Source organism: Escherichia sp. 10290, assembly GCF_030295155.1.
Taxonomy (GTDB): Bacteria; Pseudomonadota; Gammaproteobacteria; order Enterobacterales; family Enterobacteriaceae; genus Escherichia; species Escherichia coli_F.
The window spans coordinates 5,257,464-5,273,288 of the sequence record NZ_AP025741.1 but is presented as its reverse complement, the minus strand read 5'-3'; the positions used below and the strand labels follow the sequence as shown (position 1 = coordinate 5,273,288).

Here is a 15,825-nt window from a genome sequence, read left to right as displayed (position 1 = left end):
TGTTGGTACAAGCATTATCGAACCGGAAATACCATCATCTGTACCAACATGTGTTGGTAGATGTACGTTGATATGGGTTGACCTTGAGAGAGTTAATATAGCGGGAAAGGTAGATAAATACTGGATTTCAGACATAAAAAAAGACCTCAGTTGAGGTCTATTTACATACTTTTGGTGCCGAAGGCCGGACTCGAACCGGCACGTATTTCTACGGTTGATTTTGAATCAACTGCGTCTACCGATTTCGCCACTTCGGCACTGAAGAGGTATGCGGAAAACGTTGTGGATTATACCTGTCGCACGCCACCATGCAAGCGCCAGCTTGCTCGCACCTCGCTAAGTGCTGAAATTTTCAGCATTGCATACAGCGATGTGCAACCTTTGTCACACTCCAGGCACCACGCCCTACCATGCTCTACACTTCCCAGACAACACCAGAGAAGGACAAAAATATGTCGATGATAAAAAGCTATGCCGCAAAAGAGGCTGGCGGCAAACTGGAAGTTTATGAGTACGATCCCGGTGAACTGAAGCCACAAGATGTCGAAGTGCAGGTGGATTACTGCGGGATCTGCCATTCCGATCTGTCGATGATCGACAACGAATGGGGATTTTCACAGTATCCGCTGGTTGCCGGGCATGAGGTGATTGGGCGCGTGGTGGCGCTCGGGAGCGCCGCGCAGGATAAAGGTTTGCAGGTCGGTCAGCGTGTCGGGATTGGCTGGACGGCGCGAAGCTGTGGTCACTGCGATGCCTGTATTAGCGGTAATCAGATCAACTGTGAGCAAGGTGCGGTGCCAACAATTATGAATCGCGGCGGTTTTGCCGAGAAGTTGCGTGCAGACTGGCAATGGGTGATTCCACTGCCGGAAAATATCGATATCGAATCCGCCGGGCCGCTGCTGTGTGGTGGTATCACGGTCTTCAAACCACTGTTAATGCACCATATCACTGCCACCAGCCGCGTTGGGGTAATTGGTATTGGCGGGCTGGGGCATATCGCTATAAAACTTCTGCACGCAATGGGATGCGAGGTGACGGCCTTTAGTTCTAATCCGGCGAAAGAGCAGGAAGTGCTGGCGATGGGTGCCGATAAAGTAGTGAATAGCCGCGATCCGCAGGCACTGAAAGCACTGGCGGGGCAGTTTGATCTCATTATCAACACCGTCAACGTCAGCCTCGACTGGCAGCCTTATTTTGAGGCGCTGACGTATGGCGGTAATTTCCATACAGTCGGCGCGGTCCTCACGCCGCTGTCTGTTCCGGCCTTTACGTTAATTGCGGGCGACCGCAGCGTCTCTGGTTCAGCAACAGGTACACCTTATGAGCTGCGTAAGCTGATGCGCTTTGCCGCCCGCAGCAAGGTTGCGCCGACTACCGAACTGTTCCCGATGTCGAAAATTAACGACGCCATTCAGCATGTACGCGATGGTAAAGCGCGCTACCGCGTGGTGTTGAAAGCAGATTTTTGAAAATCATTCGCAGCGCTGATCTGAGGCGCTGCCCTCTTTCGCACATATTCTGTTTTGTCTTATCGCCAGCACAGCCTGCCGACATTGTTCGGTGACATTGGCAATATCATGGTTGATATCAATGCGCACAATATCCTGTTCATCTGCTTGTGGTCGCTCCAGCGCCTCAAACTGACTTTTTAGTAACGCTACCGGCATAAAATGCCCAGCCCGACGCTGCATTCGCGCGAGAATAGTTTCATAATCGCCATCTAACCAGAGGAAATGAACATGGAGGCTACCCTTGCGTAAAATATCACGATACTGTTTTTTTAATGATGAACAGACAATAAATCCTGTTTCATTCTTTTTATAAAGACTGTATGAAGCATCATTTAAGCGTTCCAGCCAGGGAAGTCGATCTTCATCAGATAATGGAATGCCTTGCGACATTTTATCTATATTTTTGGCTGGATGAAGATCGTCACCATCAATAAATTTCGCAGACAATAACGCGGCAACCTTGCTACCAATTAATGTTTTACCACTCCCTGATACGCCCATCAAAATAAAGCTTTCACCCGCCATTTAAAATCTCCTGAATCATCTTACCTGCGGCGATACTACGCCTGGCGGCATAATAATTTCACGTTTTTTTATTTCTGTTGATAAGAATTACAAGGCACATCACGTTATGCGTAACATAGTAATGTAACAATTTTCTGACGTGATCTTCATCACAAATAATGACAATTAAAACCGCTTAAATGCTTCCGAGGTGTCTACCTGACCAGTGAGGAATTTATGCAAGTGAAAACACAGTCCTGCGTTGTTGCGGGCAAGAAAACTGTTGCCGTTACCGAGCAGACGATAGATTGGAATAATAATGGAACATTAGTACAAATAACCCGAGGTGGAATTTGCGGTTCCGATTTACATTATTATCAGGAAGGAAAAGTAGGTAATTTCATGATAAAGGCACCGATGGTGTTAGGTCATGAAGTTATCGGTAAAGTTATTCATAGCGACTCATCAGAATTACATGAAGGGCAAACGGTAGCCATTAATCCGTCTAAACCTTGCGGTCACTGCAAATACTGCATTGAACATAACGAGAATCAGTGTACAGAGATGCGTTTTTTTGGCAGTGCCATGTATTTCCCTCATGTTGATGGTGGCTTTACCCGTTATAAAATGGTCGAAACGTCGCAATGTGTCCCTTATCCGGCCAAAGCTGACGAAAAGGTTATGGCTTTTGCCGAACCTTTAGCCGTCGCGATTCATGCCGCACATCAGGCCGGCGAGTTACAGGGCAAGCGAGTATTTATTTCCGGTGTTGGGCCCATTGGCTGCCTGATTGTCAGTGCTGTGAAAACACTGGGGGCCTCGGAAATTGTCTGTGCCGATGTGAGTCCCCGTTCCCTTTTGCTGGCCAAAGAGATGGGGGCGGATGTGCTCGTAAACCCACAAAACGACGACATGGATCACTGGAAAGCGGAAAAAGGCTATTTCGATGTCAGCTTTGAAGTGTCCGGTCATCCTTCATCAGTGAATACCTGTCTGGAGGTCACTCGTGCACGCGGCGTAATGGTGCAGGTAGGTATGGGAGGCGCGATGGCAGAATTCCCAATGATGACGTTGATTGGTAAGGAGATTTCACTCAAAGGCTCTTTCCGTTTTACCAGCGAATTTAATACCGCAGTGTCATGGCTGGCGAATGGCGTTATCAATCCACTGCCTTTACTGAGTGCTGAATATCCCTTCACTGACCTGGAAGAGGCGCTACGTTTCGCCGGTGATAAAACCCAGGCAGCAAAAGTCCAGCTTGTTTTCTAAGAGATAAATAAAGGAATAATACAATGAACGATCTATTTTCACTGGCAGGAAAAAATATCTTGATTACCGGTTCAGCACAGGGCATTGGCTTTTTACTGGCAACCGGCCTGGGTAAATATGGCGCACAAATAATTATTAATGATATTACTGCCGAACGCGCAGAACTTGCTGTAGAAAAACTCCGCCAGGAGGGTGTTCGGGCCGTTGCCGCACCTTTTAATGTTACCCATAAACATGAAATTGATACCGCCGTTGAACATATCGAAAAGGACATCGGCCCCATTGATGTGCTGGTGAATAACGCCGGTATCCAGCGCCGTCATCCTTTTACTGAGTTCCCTGAACAAGAGTGGAATGATGTGATCGCAGTAAACCAGACCGCCGTGTTCCTGGTGTCGCAAGCGGTAACTCGTCACATGGTTGAACGCAAGGCGGGTAAAGTTATTAATATTTGCTCGATGCAAAGCGAACTGGGACGTGACACCATCACCCCTTATGCCGCATCGAAAGGAGCGGTAAAAATGCTCACCCGCGGCATGTGCGTCGAGCTGGCGCGCCACAATATTCAGGTCAACGGTATTGCGCCGGGCTATTTCAAAACAGAAATGACTAAAGCACTGGTTGAGGACGAAGCCTTCACCGCCTGGTTGTGCAAACGGACCCCCGCCGCACGCTGGGGCGATCCGCAGGAACTGATTGGTGCTGCGGTGTTCCTTTCTTCAAAAGCCTCTGATTTCGTAAACGGCCACCTGTTGTTTGTTGATGGCGGCATGTTGGTGGCTGTTTAACAGCCACTACCCTGCGTGCAGCGCGAAAGCGCTGCTTTTCTGGCACTAATAAGAGATAAAGACTATGCCATTAATCATTATTGCGGCAGGCGTCGCGCTGCTTCTTATCCTGATGATCGGCTTTAAAGTTAACGGCTTTATTGCCCTCGTTCTGGTAGCTGCCGTCGTCGGATTTGCCGAAGGGATGGATGCACAGGCCGTCCTGCACTCTATACAAACTGGTATCGGCAGCACGCTCGGCGGGCTGGCAATGATCCTCGGTTTCGGGGCCATGTTAGGCAAGCTGATTTCTGATACGGGCGCGGCACAACGTATCGCCACTACGCTGATTGCTACTTTTGGTAAAAAACGCGTGCAATGGGCGCTAGTGATCACCGGTCTGGTTGTGGGCCTCGCCATGTTTTTTGAAGTGGGTTTTGTCCTGCTGTTGCCGTTGGTATTTACCATCGTAGCATCATCAGGATTACCCCTGTTGTATGTTGGCGTACCAATGGTAGCAGCGCTCTCTGTAACCCACTGTTTTCTGCCGCCACATCCTGGTCCTACTGCCATCGCGACTATCTTTGAGGCTAATCTCGGAACGACTCTACTGTATGGATTTATCATTACCATTCCGACAGTTATTGTCGCAGGACCGCTGTTTTCTAAACTGCTAACTCGCTTTGAGAAAGCACCACCAGAAGGCTTATTTAATCCTCATCTGTTTAGCGAAGAGGAGATGCCCTCCTTCTGGAACAGTATTTTCGCTGCCGTGATCCCGGTCATCCTGATGGCTATCGCCGCCGTTTGTGAAATTACGTTACCGAAAACTAACACCGTGCGCCTCTTCTTTGAATTTGTCGGTAGCCCTGCCGTTGCGCTGTTTATTGCCATTGTTATTGCGATTTTCACACTGGGCCGACGTAATGGACGCACCATCGAGCAAATCATGGATATCATTGGGGATTCTATAGGCGCTATCGCGATGATTGTGTTTATTATCGCTGGCGGCGGCGCGTTTAAGCAGGTATTAGTAGATAGCGGTGTCGGGCAGTATATTTCACACTTAATGACCGGAACTACGCTTTCGCCGTTATTGATGTGCTGGACTGTTGCGGCGCTGTTGCGTATCGCTCTGGGCTCTGCCACCGTCGCGGCCATTACCACCGCGGGTGTGGTGTTGCCGATTATCAACGTTACCCATGCCGATCCCGCTTTAATGGTACTGGCAACCGGTGCGGGCAGCGTGATCGCGTCACACGTAAACGACCCTGGCTTCTGGCTATTTAAAGGGTATTTTAATCTGACGGTTGGTGAAACGTTGCGTACCTGGACGGTGATGGAAACCCTTATTTCTATTATGGGTTTGCTGGGCGTGTTAGCCATTAACGCCGTATTGCACTGAAAGAATAAAATATTGTGATGTAGTTTCGGGGGAAGATTGAAGATTCCCCCGACGTTGGGAGAAGTTATGCTCAATCACAGAATTTCTTTACAGGATATCGCTACGCTGGCTGGCGTAACAAAAATGACCGTGAGTCGTTATATCCGCTCGCCGAAAAAGGTGGCAAAGGAAACAGGCGAGCGCATCGCCAAAATTATGGAGGAGATCAATTATATCCCTAATCGCGCTCCCGGCATGTTGTTGAATGCACAAAGTTATACCCTCGGTATCTTGATTCCGTCATTTCAAAATCAACTCTTCGCTGACATTCTCGCGGGAATAGAATCCGTCACCTCTGAGCATAATTATCAGACCCTTATTGCTAATTACAATTACGATCGCGATTCCGAAGAAGAGTCGGTGATTAACCTGCTCTCTTATAACATTGACGGGATTATTCTTTCGGAAAAATATCACACCATCAGGACGGTGAAATTTCTGCGTTCAGCCACCATTCCGGTCGTGGAATTGATGGATGTACAGGGAGAACGGCTGGATATGGAGGTCGGTTTTGATAATCGGCAGGCCGCTTTTGACATGGTGTGTACCATGCTGGATAAGCGAGTCAGGCGCAAAATTCTGTATCTCGGTTCCAAAGATGACACCCGCGATGAACAGCGTTATCAGGGGTATTGCGATGCGATGATGCTGCATAATCTTTCCCCGTTACGCATGAATCCACGCGCCATCTCATCCATTCATTTAGGAATGCAATTAATGCGTGATGCCCTTAGCGCAAACCCGGATTTAGACGGTGTATTTTGCACCAATGACGATATTGCGATGGGTGCGCTTCTGCTGTGCCGCGAGCGAAACCTCGCCGTGCCAGAACAAATTTCCATTGCGGGTTTTCATGGGCTGGAGATTGGCAGGCAAATGATCCCAAGCCTCGCCAGCGTAATTACTCCCCGTTTTGATATTGGTCGGATGGCCGCCCAAATGTTGCTGAGCAAAATTAAAAATAACGATCACAACCACAACACTGTTGACCTCGGGTATCAGATTTATCACGGTAACACGCTTTAGGTTATTTTCTCTTCATTACACGTATTCTCTTTGCCGGACGTTGCCTATACTCCAGGCAGGAAACTGGAGGAAATCTCATGAGCGAACCCCTGTTAATTGCCCGCACGTCGGACACAGAACTGTTTTTATTGCCGGGAATGGCTAACCGTCACGGGCTGATTACTGGCGCAACGGGGACGGGTAAGACCGTTACGCTGCAAAAACTGGCGGAGTCATTGTCGGAAATCGGTGTACCGGTGTTTATGGCTGATGTAAAAGGCGATCTGACCGGCGTCGCGCAGGCAGGAACTGCGTCGGAAAAACTGCTCGCAAGGCTTAATAATATCGGCGTCAATGACTGGCAACCACATGCTAATCCGGTGGTGGTGTGGGATATCTTTGGCGAGAAAGGCCACCCGGTGCGGGCGACGGTTTCAGACCTGGGGCCGCTGTTGCTGGCACGACTGTTGAATCTCAACGATGTGCAATCTGGCGTGATGAATATTATCTTCCGCATTGCGGACGATCAGGGATTGTTGCTGCTCGACTTTAAAGATTTGCGGGCGATTACCCAGTACATCGGCGATAACGCCAAATCCTTCCAGAATCAGTACGGTAATATCAGTAGCGCATCGGTTGGTGCCATCCAGCGCGGGCTGTTATCGCTGGAACAGCAAGGCGCAGCACACTTCTTTGGTGAGCCGATGCTGGATATCAAAGACTGGATGCGTAGCGATACCAAAGGTAAAGGCGTTATCAATATCCTCAGCGCTGAGAAGCTTTATCAGATGCCGAAACTGTACGCCGCCAGCCTGCTGTGGATGCTTTCAGAGTTATATGAACAATTGCCGGAAGCGGGCGATCTGGAGAAACCAAAACTGGTGTTTTTCTTCGACGAAGCACATCTGCTGTTTAACGATGCGCCACAGGTACTGCTGGATAAGATTGAGCAGGTGATAAGGCTTATTCGCTCAAAAGGCGTGGGCGTCTGGTTCGTTTCGCAAAACCCGTCAGATATTCCGGATAATGTGCTCGGACAGCTCGGTAATCGCGTTCAACACGCTTTGCGGGCTTTTACGCCCAAAGATCAGAAAGCAGTAAAAGCTGCGGCGCAAACCATGCGGGCCAATCCGGCGTTTGATACCGAAAAGGCAATCCAGGAACTGGGGACCGGCGAGGCGTTAATCTCGTTTCTCGATGCGAAAGGAAGTCCTTCAGTGGTGGAATGGGCGATGGTTATCGCGCCTTGTTCGCGAATGGGGCCGGTGACGGAAGATGAGCGTAACGGCCTGATTAATCACTCCCCGGTGTATGGCAAGTACGAGGATGACGTGGACCGGGAATCCGCCTATGAGATGTTGCAAAAAGGCTTTCAGGCCAGTACCGAGCAGCAAAATAATCCTCCCGCGAAAGGGAAAGAGGTGGCGGTGGATGACGGTATTCTTGGTGGATTGAAGGATATTTTGTTTGGCACTACCGGACCACGCGGCGGGAAGAAAGATGGTGTGGTGCAAACAATGGCGAAAAGCGCCGCCCGCCAGGTGACGAATCAGATTGTACGCGGTGTGCTGGGGAGTTTGCTGGGGGGGAGAAAAAGGTAAGTCAGGTGCGATTTGTCTTTGCCTGATGCGACGCTGGCGCGCCTTATCATGCCTACACTACTGCAATATATTGAATTTTCATGATTTTTCAGGCATGAACGAAGCACACTTTGCTAACAATAATAAAGGGAGCTTTCGCTCCCCTTATACGTTCATCCAGTTACGATTTTCTCATTAACAGCCACAGGCTGATTAAGAAGAAGCTGGCGCTTGGCAACAGTGCGCCGATGATCGGCGGGATGCCGTAAACCAGCGTCAGCGGGCCGAAGATCTGGTCCAGTACGTAGAAGACAAAACCGAAGCTGATACCGGTGACCACACGCACGCCCATCGGCACGCTACGCAGTGGGCCGAAGATGAACGACAGCGCCATCAGCATCATCACCGCCACGGATAACGGCTGGAAGATTTTGCTCCACATGTTGAGCTGATAACGTCCGGCATCCTGACCGCTCGACTTCAGATACTTCACGTAGTTGTGCAAACCACTGATGGAGAGTGCATCCGGGTCCAGCGCCACCACGCCCAGTTTGTCTGGCGTGAGGTTGGTTTTCCAGGTGCCGCTCACCGTCTGCGAACCGGTGATCTGTTTCGGATTGGTCAGATCAGATTCATCAACCTGCGACAGACGCCAGACTTTATGTTCCGGGTCAAACTTCGCGGTAGCGGCATAGCGTACAGATTCCAGACGACGATTCTCATTAAAGGCATAGATACTGATGCCACCTAACTCTTCGTCACCTTTAACCCGCTCAATGTAGACGAAGTTGTTGCCATCTTTTGCCCATAAACCTTGCTGGGTAGAGAGCAACGAGCCACCGTACATCGCCTGCGCACGGTAGTTACGCGCCATCTGCTCGCCCTGCGGTGCGACCCATTCGCCAATCGCCATCGTCAACAAGACCAGCGGAATGGCGGTTTTCATCACCGACAGCGCCACCTGCATACGGGTAAAACCAGAAGCCTGCATGACCACCAGTTCGCTGCGCTGCGCCAACATCCCAAGACCAAGCAACGCCCCAAGCAGAGCCGCCATCGGGAAGAAGATTTGCACATCTTTCGGCACGCTCAGCAAGGTATACATTCCTGCGCCTAACGCGTCGTAACTCCCCTGCCCGGCTTTTTTCAGCTGATCGACAAACTTGATAATGCCCGACAGCGACACCAGCATGAACAGCGTCATCATGATGGTGGTGAAAATAGTTTTACCGATATAGCGGTCAAGTACGCCAAAAGGTTGCATCACACCGCTCCTTTACGCGAAAAACTGGCGCGCAGGCGGCGGACCGGCACGGTGTCCCAAAGGTTGAGAACAATCGCCAAAGCCAGATAAATCAGGTTTACGGTCCACATCCACAGCGTCGGGTCCAGCTTACCTTTACCGCCGTTCGATTTCAGGGAGGTCTGGATCAGGAAGAACAACAGATACAGCAGCATGGCTGGCAGCATCGACAGTACGCGCCCCTGACGCGGGTTAACCACGCTCAGCGGAACGACCATAAGCGCCATCATAAACACGGTGAATACCAGCGTGATACGCCAGTTCAGTTCTGCGCGGGCACGATCGGTGTCAGTGTTCCACAATGTGCGCATGTCCATCTGGTCAGTATCGTTCGGGTCGAGCGCCACCGCCTGGTGACCAATGATCGCCTGATAATCCTGGAAGTCCGTAATGCGAAAATCACGTAACAGTGCAGTGCCTTCGAAACGCGTTCCCTGGTTGAGAGTGACGACCTGGGAGCCGTCGCGCAGCTGGGTTAAATGTCCGGAATCGGCCACCACCACAGAAGGACGTGCATTACCTTTTGGTCGAATTTGCGCGAGGAACACATCTTTGAAATCGCTGCCGTCAACGCTTTCGATGAACAGCACCGAGCTGCCATTAGTCGCTTGCTGGAATTGCCCTTGCGCCAGCGCCGCCATGCCAGGGTTCGCTTTCGCTTCTGCTAACACTTCATCCTGATGACGCGATGACCACGGTCCCGCCCACATCACGTTAACCGCCGCGACGATTGCCGTGAATACCGCAAGGATCATTGCCGCTTTCACCAGAACCGCTTTGCTCAAGCCGCAGGCATGCATTACCGTAATTTCACTTTCGGTATACAGTTTGCCCAGCGTCATCAGCAGCCCGAGGAACAGGCTTAATGGCAGGATAAGCTGCGCCATTTCCGGCACGCCCAACCCGAGAAGGGAGAGCACCAGATTCGCCGGAATATCGCCGTCAACCGCTGCGCCGAGGATCCTCACTAACTTTTGACAGAAGAAGATCAAAAGCAAGATGAAGAGTATCGCCAGCTGGCTTTTGAGCGTCTCCCGCACCAGATATCTTATGATTATCACTTTAAATACGCCCGTAAAAACTCGTCTTTTGCAGGATTTTAGCTTGTTTCATGGCTTAAACGTCATTTATTCTCTTGAGTCGTCGAAATCGTCGCTAAGATAATTATACTCAACGGATTCACCTCTCAGATTTTGTTCTGACGTGCCAATGCCGTAATAACGTTAAGATTAACACGAAGTCATCGCAACAGCGGACATGAGTTACGAAAGCTTGCAATTCTATCTGTAGCCACCGCCGTTGTCTTTAAGATTCAGGAGCGTAGTGCATGGAGTTTAGTGTAAAAAGCGGTAGCCCGGAGAAACAGCGGAGTGCCTGCATCGTCGTGGGCGTCTTCGAACCACGTCGCCTTTCTCCGATTGCAGAACAGCTCGATAAAATCAGCGATGGGTACATCAGCGCCCTGCTACGTCGGGGCGAACTGGAAGGAAAACCGGGGCAGACACTGTTGCTGCACCATGTGCCAAACGTGCTTTCTGAACGCATCCTCCTTATTGGTTGCGGCAAAGAACGTGAGCTGGATGAGCGTCAGTACAAGCAGGTTATTCAGAAAACCATTAATACGCTGAATGATACTGGCTCGATGGAAGCGGTCTGCTTTCTGACTGAACTGCACGTTAAAGGCCGTAACAACTACTGGAAAGTGCGTCAGGCTGTCGAGACGGCAAAAGAGACGCTCTACAGCTTTGATCAGTTGAAAACGAATAAGAGCGAGCCGCGTCGCCCGCTGCGTAAGATGGTCTTCAACGTGCCGACCCGCCGTGAACTGACCAGCGGCGAGCGCGCGATCCAACACGGTCTGGCGATTGCCGCCGGGATTAAAGCAGCAAAAGATCTCGGCAATATGCCGCCGAATATCTGTAATGCCGCTTACCTCGCCTCTCAGGCGCGCCAGTTGGCTGACAGCTACAGCAAGAATGTCATCACCCGCGTTATCGGCGAACAGCAGATGAAAGAGCTGGGGATGCACTCTTATCTGGCGGTTGGTCAGGGTTCGCAAAACGAATCGCTGATGTCGGTGATTGAGTACAAAGGCAACGCGTCGGAAGATGCACGCCCAATCGTGCTGGTAGGTAAAGGTTTGACCTTCGACTCCGGCGGTATCTCCATCAAGCCTTCAGAAGGCATGGATGAGATGAAGTACGATATGTGCGGCGCGGCGGCGGTTTACGGCGTGATGCGTATGGTCGCGGAGCTGCAACTGCCGATTAACGTTATCGGCGTGCTGGCAGGTTGCGAAAACATGCCTGGCGGCCGAGCCTATCGTCCGGGCGATGTGTTAACCACCATGTCCGGTCAAACCGTTGAAGTGCTGAACACCGACGCTGAAGGCCGTCTGGTACTGTGCGACGTGTTAACTTACGTTGAGCGTTTTGAGCCGGAAGCGGTGATTGATGTGGCGACGCTGACCGGTGCCTGCGTTATCGCGCTGGGTCATCACATTACCGGCCTGATGGCGAACCATAACCCACTGGCCCATGAGCTGATTGCCGCGTCTGAACAATCCGGTGACCGCGCATGGCGTTTGCCGCTGGGTGACGAGTATCAGGAACAGCTGGAGTCCAATTTTGCCGATATGGCGAACATTGGCGGTCGTCCTGGCGGGGCGATTACCGCAGGTTGCTTCCTGTCGCGCTTTACCCGTAAGTACAACTGGGCGCACCTGGATATCGCCGGTACCGCCTGGCGTTCTGGTAAAGCAAAAGGCGCAACCGGTCGCCCGGTGGCGTTGCTGGCACAGTTCCTGCTCAACCGCGCCGGTTTTAACGGCGAAGAGTAATTGCATCAGGCTGTGTTGTTATTGTCGGATGCGGCGTGAACGCCTTATCCGACCGACACAGAGCACCGGACCCGTAGGCCTGATAAGACGCGACAGCGTCGCATCTGGCAATGTTGTTATTGTCGGATGCGGCGTGAACGCCTTATCCGACCGACACAGAATACCGGACCCGTAGGCCTGATAAGACGCGACAGCGTCGCATCAGGCAACGCTGTGTATTACCAAATGCATATTTAAATCCACCACAAGAAGCCCCATTTATGAAAAACGCAACGTTCTACCTTCTGGACAATGACACCACCGTCGATGGCTTAAGCGCCGTTGAGCAGCTGGTGTGCGAAATTGCCGCAGAACGTTGGCGCAGCGGTAAGCGCGTACTCATCGCCTGTGAAGATGAAAAGCAGGCTTACCGACTGGATGAAGCCCTGTGGGCGCGTCCGGCAGAAAGCTTTGTTCCGCATAATTTAGCGGGAGAAGGACCGCGCGGCGGTGCACCGGTGGAGATCGCCTGGCCACAAAAGCGTAGCAGCAACCCGCGCGATATATTGATTAGTCTGCGAACAAGCTTTGCAGATTTTGCCACCGCTTTCACAGAAGTGGTAGACTTCGTTCCTTATGAAGATTCTCTGAAACAACTGGCGCGCGAACGCTATAAAGCCTACCGCGTGGCTGGTTTCAACCTGAATACGGCAACCTGGAAATAATGGAAAAGACATACAACCCACAAGATATCGAACAGCCGCTTTACGAGCACTGGGAAAAGCAGGGCTACTTTAAGCCTAATGGCGATGAAAGCCAGGAAAGTTTCTGCATCATGATCCCGCCGCCGAACGTCACCGGCAGTTTGCATATGGGTCACGCCTTCCAGCAAACCATCATGGATACCATGATCCGCTATCAGCGCATGCAGGGCAAAAACACCCTGTGGCAGGTCGGTACTGACCACGCAGGGATCGCTACCCAGATGGTCGTTGAGCGCAAGATTGCCGCAGAAGAAGGTAAAACCCGTCACGACTACGGCCGCGAAGCTTTCATCGACAAAATCTGGGAATGGAAAGCGGAATCCGGCGGCACCATTACCCGTCAGATGCGCCGTCTCGGCAACTCCGTCGACTGGGAGCGTGAACGCTTCACCATGGACGAAGGCCTGTCCAATGCGGTGAAAGAAGTTTTCGTTCGTCTGTATAAAGAAGACCTGATTTACCGTGGTAAACGCCTGGTAAACTGGGACCCGAAACTGCGTACCGCTATCTCTGACCTGGAAGTGGAAAACCGCGAATCGAAAGGTTCGATGTGGCACATCCGCTATCCGCTGGCTGATGGCGCGAAAACAGCAGACGGTAAAGATTATCTGGTGGTTGCGACTACCCGTCCGGAAACCCTGCTGGGCGATACCGGCGTGGCCGTTAACCCGGAAGATCCGCGTTACAAAGATCTGATTGGCAAATATGTCATTCTGCCGCTAGTTAACCGTCGTATTCCGATTGTTGGCGACGAACACGCCGATATGGAAAAAGGCACCGGCTGCGTGAAGATCACTCCGGCGCACGACTTTAACGACTATGAAGTCGGTAAACGTCACGCCCTGCCGATGATCAACATCCTGACCTTTGACGGTGATATCCGTGAAAGCGCCCAGGTGTTCGATACTAAAGGTAACGAATCTGACGTTTATTCCAGCGAGATCCCGGCAGAGTTCCAGAAACTGGAGCGTTTTGCCGCGCGTAAAGCAGTCGTTGCTGCGGTTGATGCACTCGGCCTGCTGGAAGAAATTAAACCGCACGACCTGACCGTTCCTTACGGCGACCGTGGCGGCGTAGTTATCGAACCGATGCTGACCGACCAGTGGTACGTGCGTGCCGATGTACTGGCGAAACCGGCAGTTGAAGCGGTTGAGAACGGCGACATTCAGTTCGTACCGAAGCAGTACGAAAACATGTACTTCTCCTGGATGCGCGATATTCAGGACTGGTGTATCTCTCGTCAGCTGTGGTGGGGTCACCGTATCCCGGCATGGTACGACGAAGCGGGTAACGTTTATGTTGGCCGCAACGAAGACGAAGTGCGTAAAGAAAATAACCTCGGTGCCGACGTTGCCCTGCGTCAGGACGAAGACGTTCTCGACACCTGGTTCTCCTCCGCGCTGTGGACCTTCTCCACGCTCGGCTGGCCGGAAAACACCGACGCACTGCGCCAGTTCCACCCAACCAGCGTGATGGTATCCGGCTTCGACATCATCTTCTTCTGGATTGCCCGCATGATCATGATGACCATGCACTTCATCAAAGATGAAAATGGCAAACCGCAGGTGCCGTTCCACACCGTTTACATGACCGGCCTGATTCGTGATGACGAAGGCCAGAAGATGTCCAAATCCAAGGGTAACGTTATCGACCCGCTGGATATGGTTGATGGAATTTCTCTGCCGGAACTGCTGGAAAAACGTACCGGCAATATGATGCAGCCGCAGCTGGCGGACAAAATCCGTAAGCGCACCGAGAAGCAGTTCCCGAACGGCATTGAGCCCCACGGCACTGATGCCCTGCGCTTTACCCTGGCCGCACTCGCTTCTACCGGTCGTGACATCAACTGGGATATGAAGCGTCTGGAAGGTTACCGTAACTTCTGTAACAAGCTGTGGAACGCCAGCCGCTTTGTGCTGATGAACACAGAAGGTCAGGATTGCGGCTTCAACGACGGCGAAATGACGCTGTCGCTGGCGGACCGCTGGATTCTGGCGGAGTTCAATCAGACCATTAAAGCGTACCGCGAAGCGCTGGACAGCTTCCGCTTCGATATCGCCGCAGGCATTCTGTATGAATTCACCTGGAACCAGTTCTGTGACTGGTATCTGGAGCTGACCAAGCCGGTAATGAACGGTGGCACCGAAGCAGAACTGCGCGGTACTCGCCATACGCTGGTGACTGTACTGGAAGGTCTGCTGCGCCTCGCGCATCCGATCATTCCGTTCATCACCGAAACCATCTGGCAGCGTGTGAAAGTACTTTGCGGTATCACTGCCGACACCATCATGCTGCAACCGTTCCCGCAGTATGATGCATCTCAGGTTGATGAAGCCGCACTGGCCGACACCGAGTGGCTGAAGCAGGCGATCGTTGCGGTACGTAACATCCGTGCAGAAATGAACATCGCACCGGGTAAACCGCTGGAGCTGCTGCTGCGTGGTTGCAGCGCGGATGCAGAACGTCGCGTAAATGAAAACCGTGGCTTCCTGCAAACGCTGGCGCGTCTGGAAAGCATCACCGTGCTGCCTGCCGATGACAAAGGTCCGGTTTCCGTTACGAAGATCATCGACGGTGCAGAGCTGCTGATCCCGATGGCTGGCCTCATCAACAAAGAAGATGAGCTGGCGCGTCTGGCGAAAGAAGTGGCGAAGATTGAAGGTGAAATCAGCCGTATCGAGAACAAACTGGCGAACGAAGGCTTTGTCGCCCGCGCACCGGAAGCGGTCATCGCGAAAGAGCGTGAGAAGCTGGAAGGCTATGCGGAAGCGAAAGCGAAACTGATTGAGCAGCAGGCTGTTATCGCCGCGCTGTAATCAACACCGTGATGAAAACGAAGGCCGGAGCATGCTCCGGC

General features: G+C 51.8%; 13 protein-coding genes and 1 tRNA gene. 9 read left to right on the top strand and 5 right to left on the bottom strand.

What is annotated here, in order from left to right:
• Positions 1–172: 172 nt before the first annotated feature.
• Positions 173–257, bottom strand: a tRNA-Leu gene (locus QUE74_RS26210).
• A gap of 195 nt (positions 258–452) precedes the next feature.
• Here QUE74_RS26210 and ahr point away from each other — a divergent pair.
• Positions 453–1,472: an NADPH-dependent aldehyde reductase Ahr gene (gene ahr, locus QUE74_RS26205; protein ID WP_001361150.1), complete on the top strand. Its 1,020-nt coding sequence runs from the start codon at positions 453–455 to the stop codon at positions 1,470–1,472.
• A gap of 3 nt (positions 1,473–1,475) precedes the next feature.
• On the opposite strand, the gene idnK is transcribed toward ahr, so the two are convergent.
• The gene (idnK, locus tag QUE74_RS26200; RefSeq protein ID WP_000896736.1) at positions 1,476–2,039 is read right to left on the bottom strand and encodes a gluconokinase; all 564 of its coding nucleotides are present in this window, start codon (positions 2,037–2,039) and stop codon (positions 1,476–1,478) included.
• Positions 2,040–2,255: 216 nt separating this feature from the next.
• On the opposite strand from idnK, the gene idnD reads away from it, so the two are divergent.
• The 5 genes from idnD to QUE74_RS26175 all read left to right on the top strand — a co-directional run bounded on the left by idnD (position 2,256) and on the right by QUE74_RS26175 (position 8,104).
• Positions 2,256–3,287, top strand: a complete 1,032-nt coding sequence (gene idnD / locus QUE74_RS26195; RefSeq protein WP_001197418.1) for an L-idonate 5-dehydrogenase — start codon at positions 2,256–2,258, stop codon at positions 3,285–3,287.
• A gap of 23 nt (positions 3,288–3,310) precedes the next feature.
• A complete protein-coding gene (idnO, locus tag QUE74_RS26190; RefSeq protein ID WP_000998701.1) occupies positions 3,311–4,075 on the top strand; it encodes a gluconate 5-dehydrogenase in 765 nt (254 codons plus the stop codon).
• Between the two features lie 64 nt (positions 4,076–4,139).
• Positions 4,140–5,459 carry a gnt-II system L-idonate transporter gene (gene idnT / locus QUE74_RS26185; RefSeq protein WP_001128345.1) on the top strand — a complete coding sequence of 440 codons (1,320 nt, stop codon included), beginning with the start codon at positions 4,140–4,142 and terminating at the stop codon, positions 5,457–5,459.
• A 66-nt stretch (positions 5,460–5,525) separates the two neighbouring features.
• The gene (idnR, locus tag QUE74_RS26180) at positions 5,526–6,524 is read left to right on the top strand and encodes a DNA-binding transcriptional regulator IdnR (protein WP_001355112.1); all 999 of its coding nucleotides are present in this window, start codon (positions 5,526–5,528) and stop codon (positions 6,522–6,524) included.
• 77 nt (positions 6,525–6,601) lie between these two features.
• Positions 6,602–8,104 (top strand): helicase HerA-like C-terminal domain-containing protein, encoded by a 1,503-nt coding sequence (locus QUE74_RS26175; protein WP_286331878.1) that lies wholly within the window; start codon positions 6,602–6,604, stop codon positions 8,102–8,104.
• 160 nt (positions 8,105–8,264) lie between these two features.
• Here the strand turns inward: QUE74_RS26175 and lptG are convergent, their stop codons facing one another.
• From lptG to ytgA, 3 genes are all read right to left on the bottom strand, one after another.
• On the bottom strand, positions 8,265–9,347 hold the full coding sequence (gene lptG / locus QUE74_RS26170) for an LPS export ABC transporter permease LptG (RefSeq protein ID WP_001355111.1): 1,083 nt from the start codon (positions 9,345–9,347) through the stop codon (positions 8,265–8,267).
• Complete coding sequence (gene lptF / locus QUE74_RS26165; protein WP_000584114.1) at positions 9,347–10,447, bottom strand: LPS export ABC transporter permease LptF; 1,101 nt, start codon at positions 10,445–10,447, stop codon at positions 9,347–9,349. Before lptF ends, lptG begins: the two co-directional genes overlap by 1 nt.
• A 62-nt stretch (positions 10,448–10,509) precedes the next feature.
• The gene (gene ytgA / locus QUE74_RS26160; protein WP_211180521.1) at positions 10,510–10,560 is read right to left on the bottom strand and encodes a protein YtgA; all 51 of its coding nucleotides are present in this window, start codon (positions 10,558–10,560) and stop codon (positions 10,510–10,512) included.
• Between the two features lie 153 nt (positions 10,561–10,713).
• Here ytgA and pepA point away from each other — a divergent pair, with 153 nt between their 5' ends.
• The 3 genes from pepA to valS all read left to right on the top strand — a co-directional run bounded on the left by pepA (position 10,714) and on the right by valS (position 15,784).
• The gene (gene pepA, locus QUE74_RS26155) at positions 10,714–12,225 is read left to right on the top strand and encodes a leucyl aminopeptidase (protein WP_000397144.1); all 1,512 of its coding nucleotides are present in this window, start codon (positions 10,714–10,716) and stop codon (positions 12,223–12,225) included.
• Positions 12,226–12,485: 260 nt separating this feature from the next.
• Positions 12,486–12,929: a DNA polymerase III subunit chi gene (gene holC / locus QUE74_RS26150; protein WP_000786397.1), complete on the top strand. Its 444-nt coding sequence runs from the start codon at positions 12,486–12,488 to the stop codon at positions 12,927–12,929.
• Complete coding sequence (gene valS / locus QUE74_RS26145; protein WP_000416378.1) at positions 12,929–15,784, top strand: valine--tRNA ligase; 2,856 nt, start codon at positions 12,929–12,931, stop codon at positions 15,782–15,784. Before holC ends, valS begins: the two co-directional genes overlap by 1 nt.
• Positions 15,785–15,825: the final 41 nt, after the last annotated feature.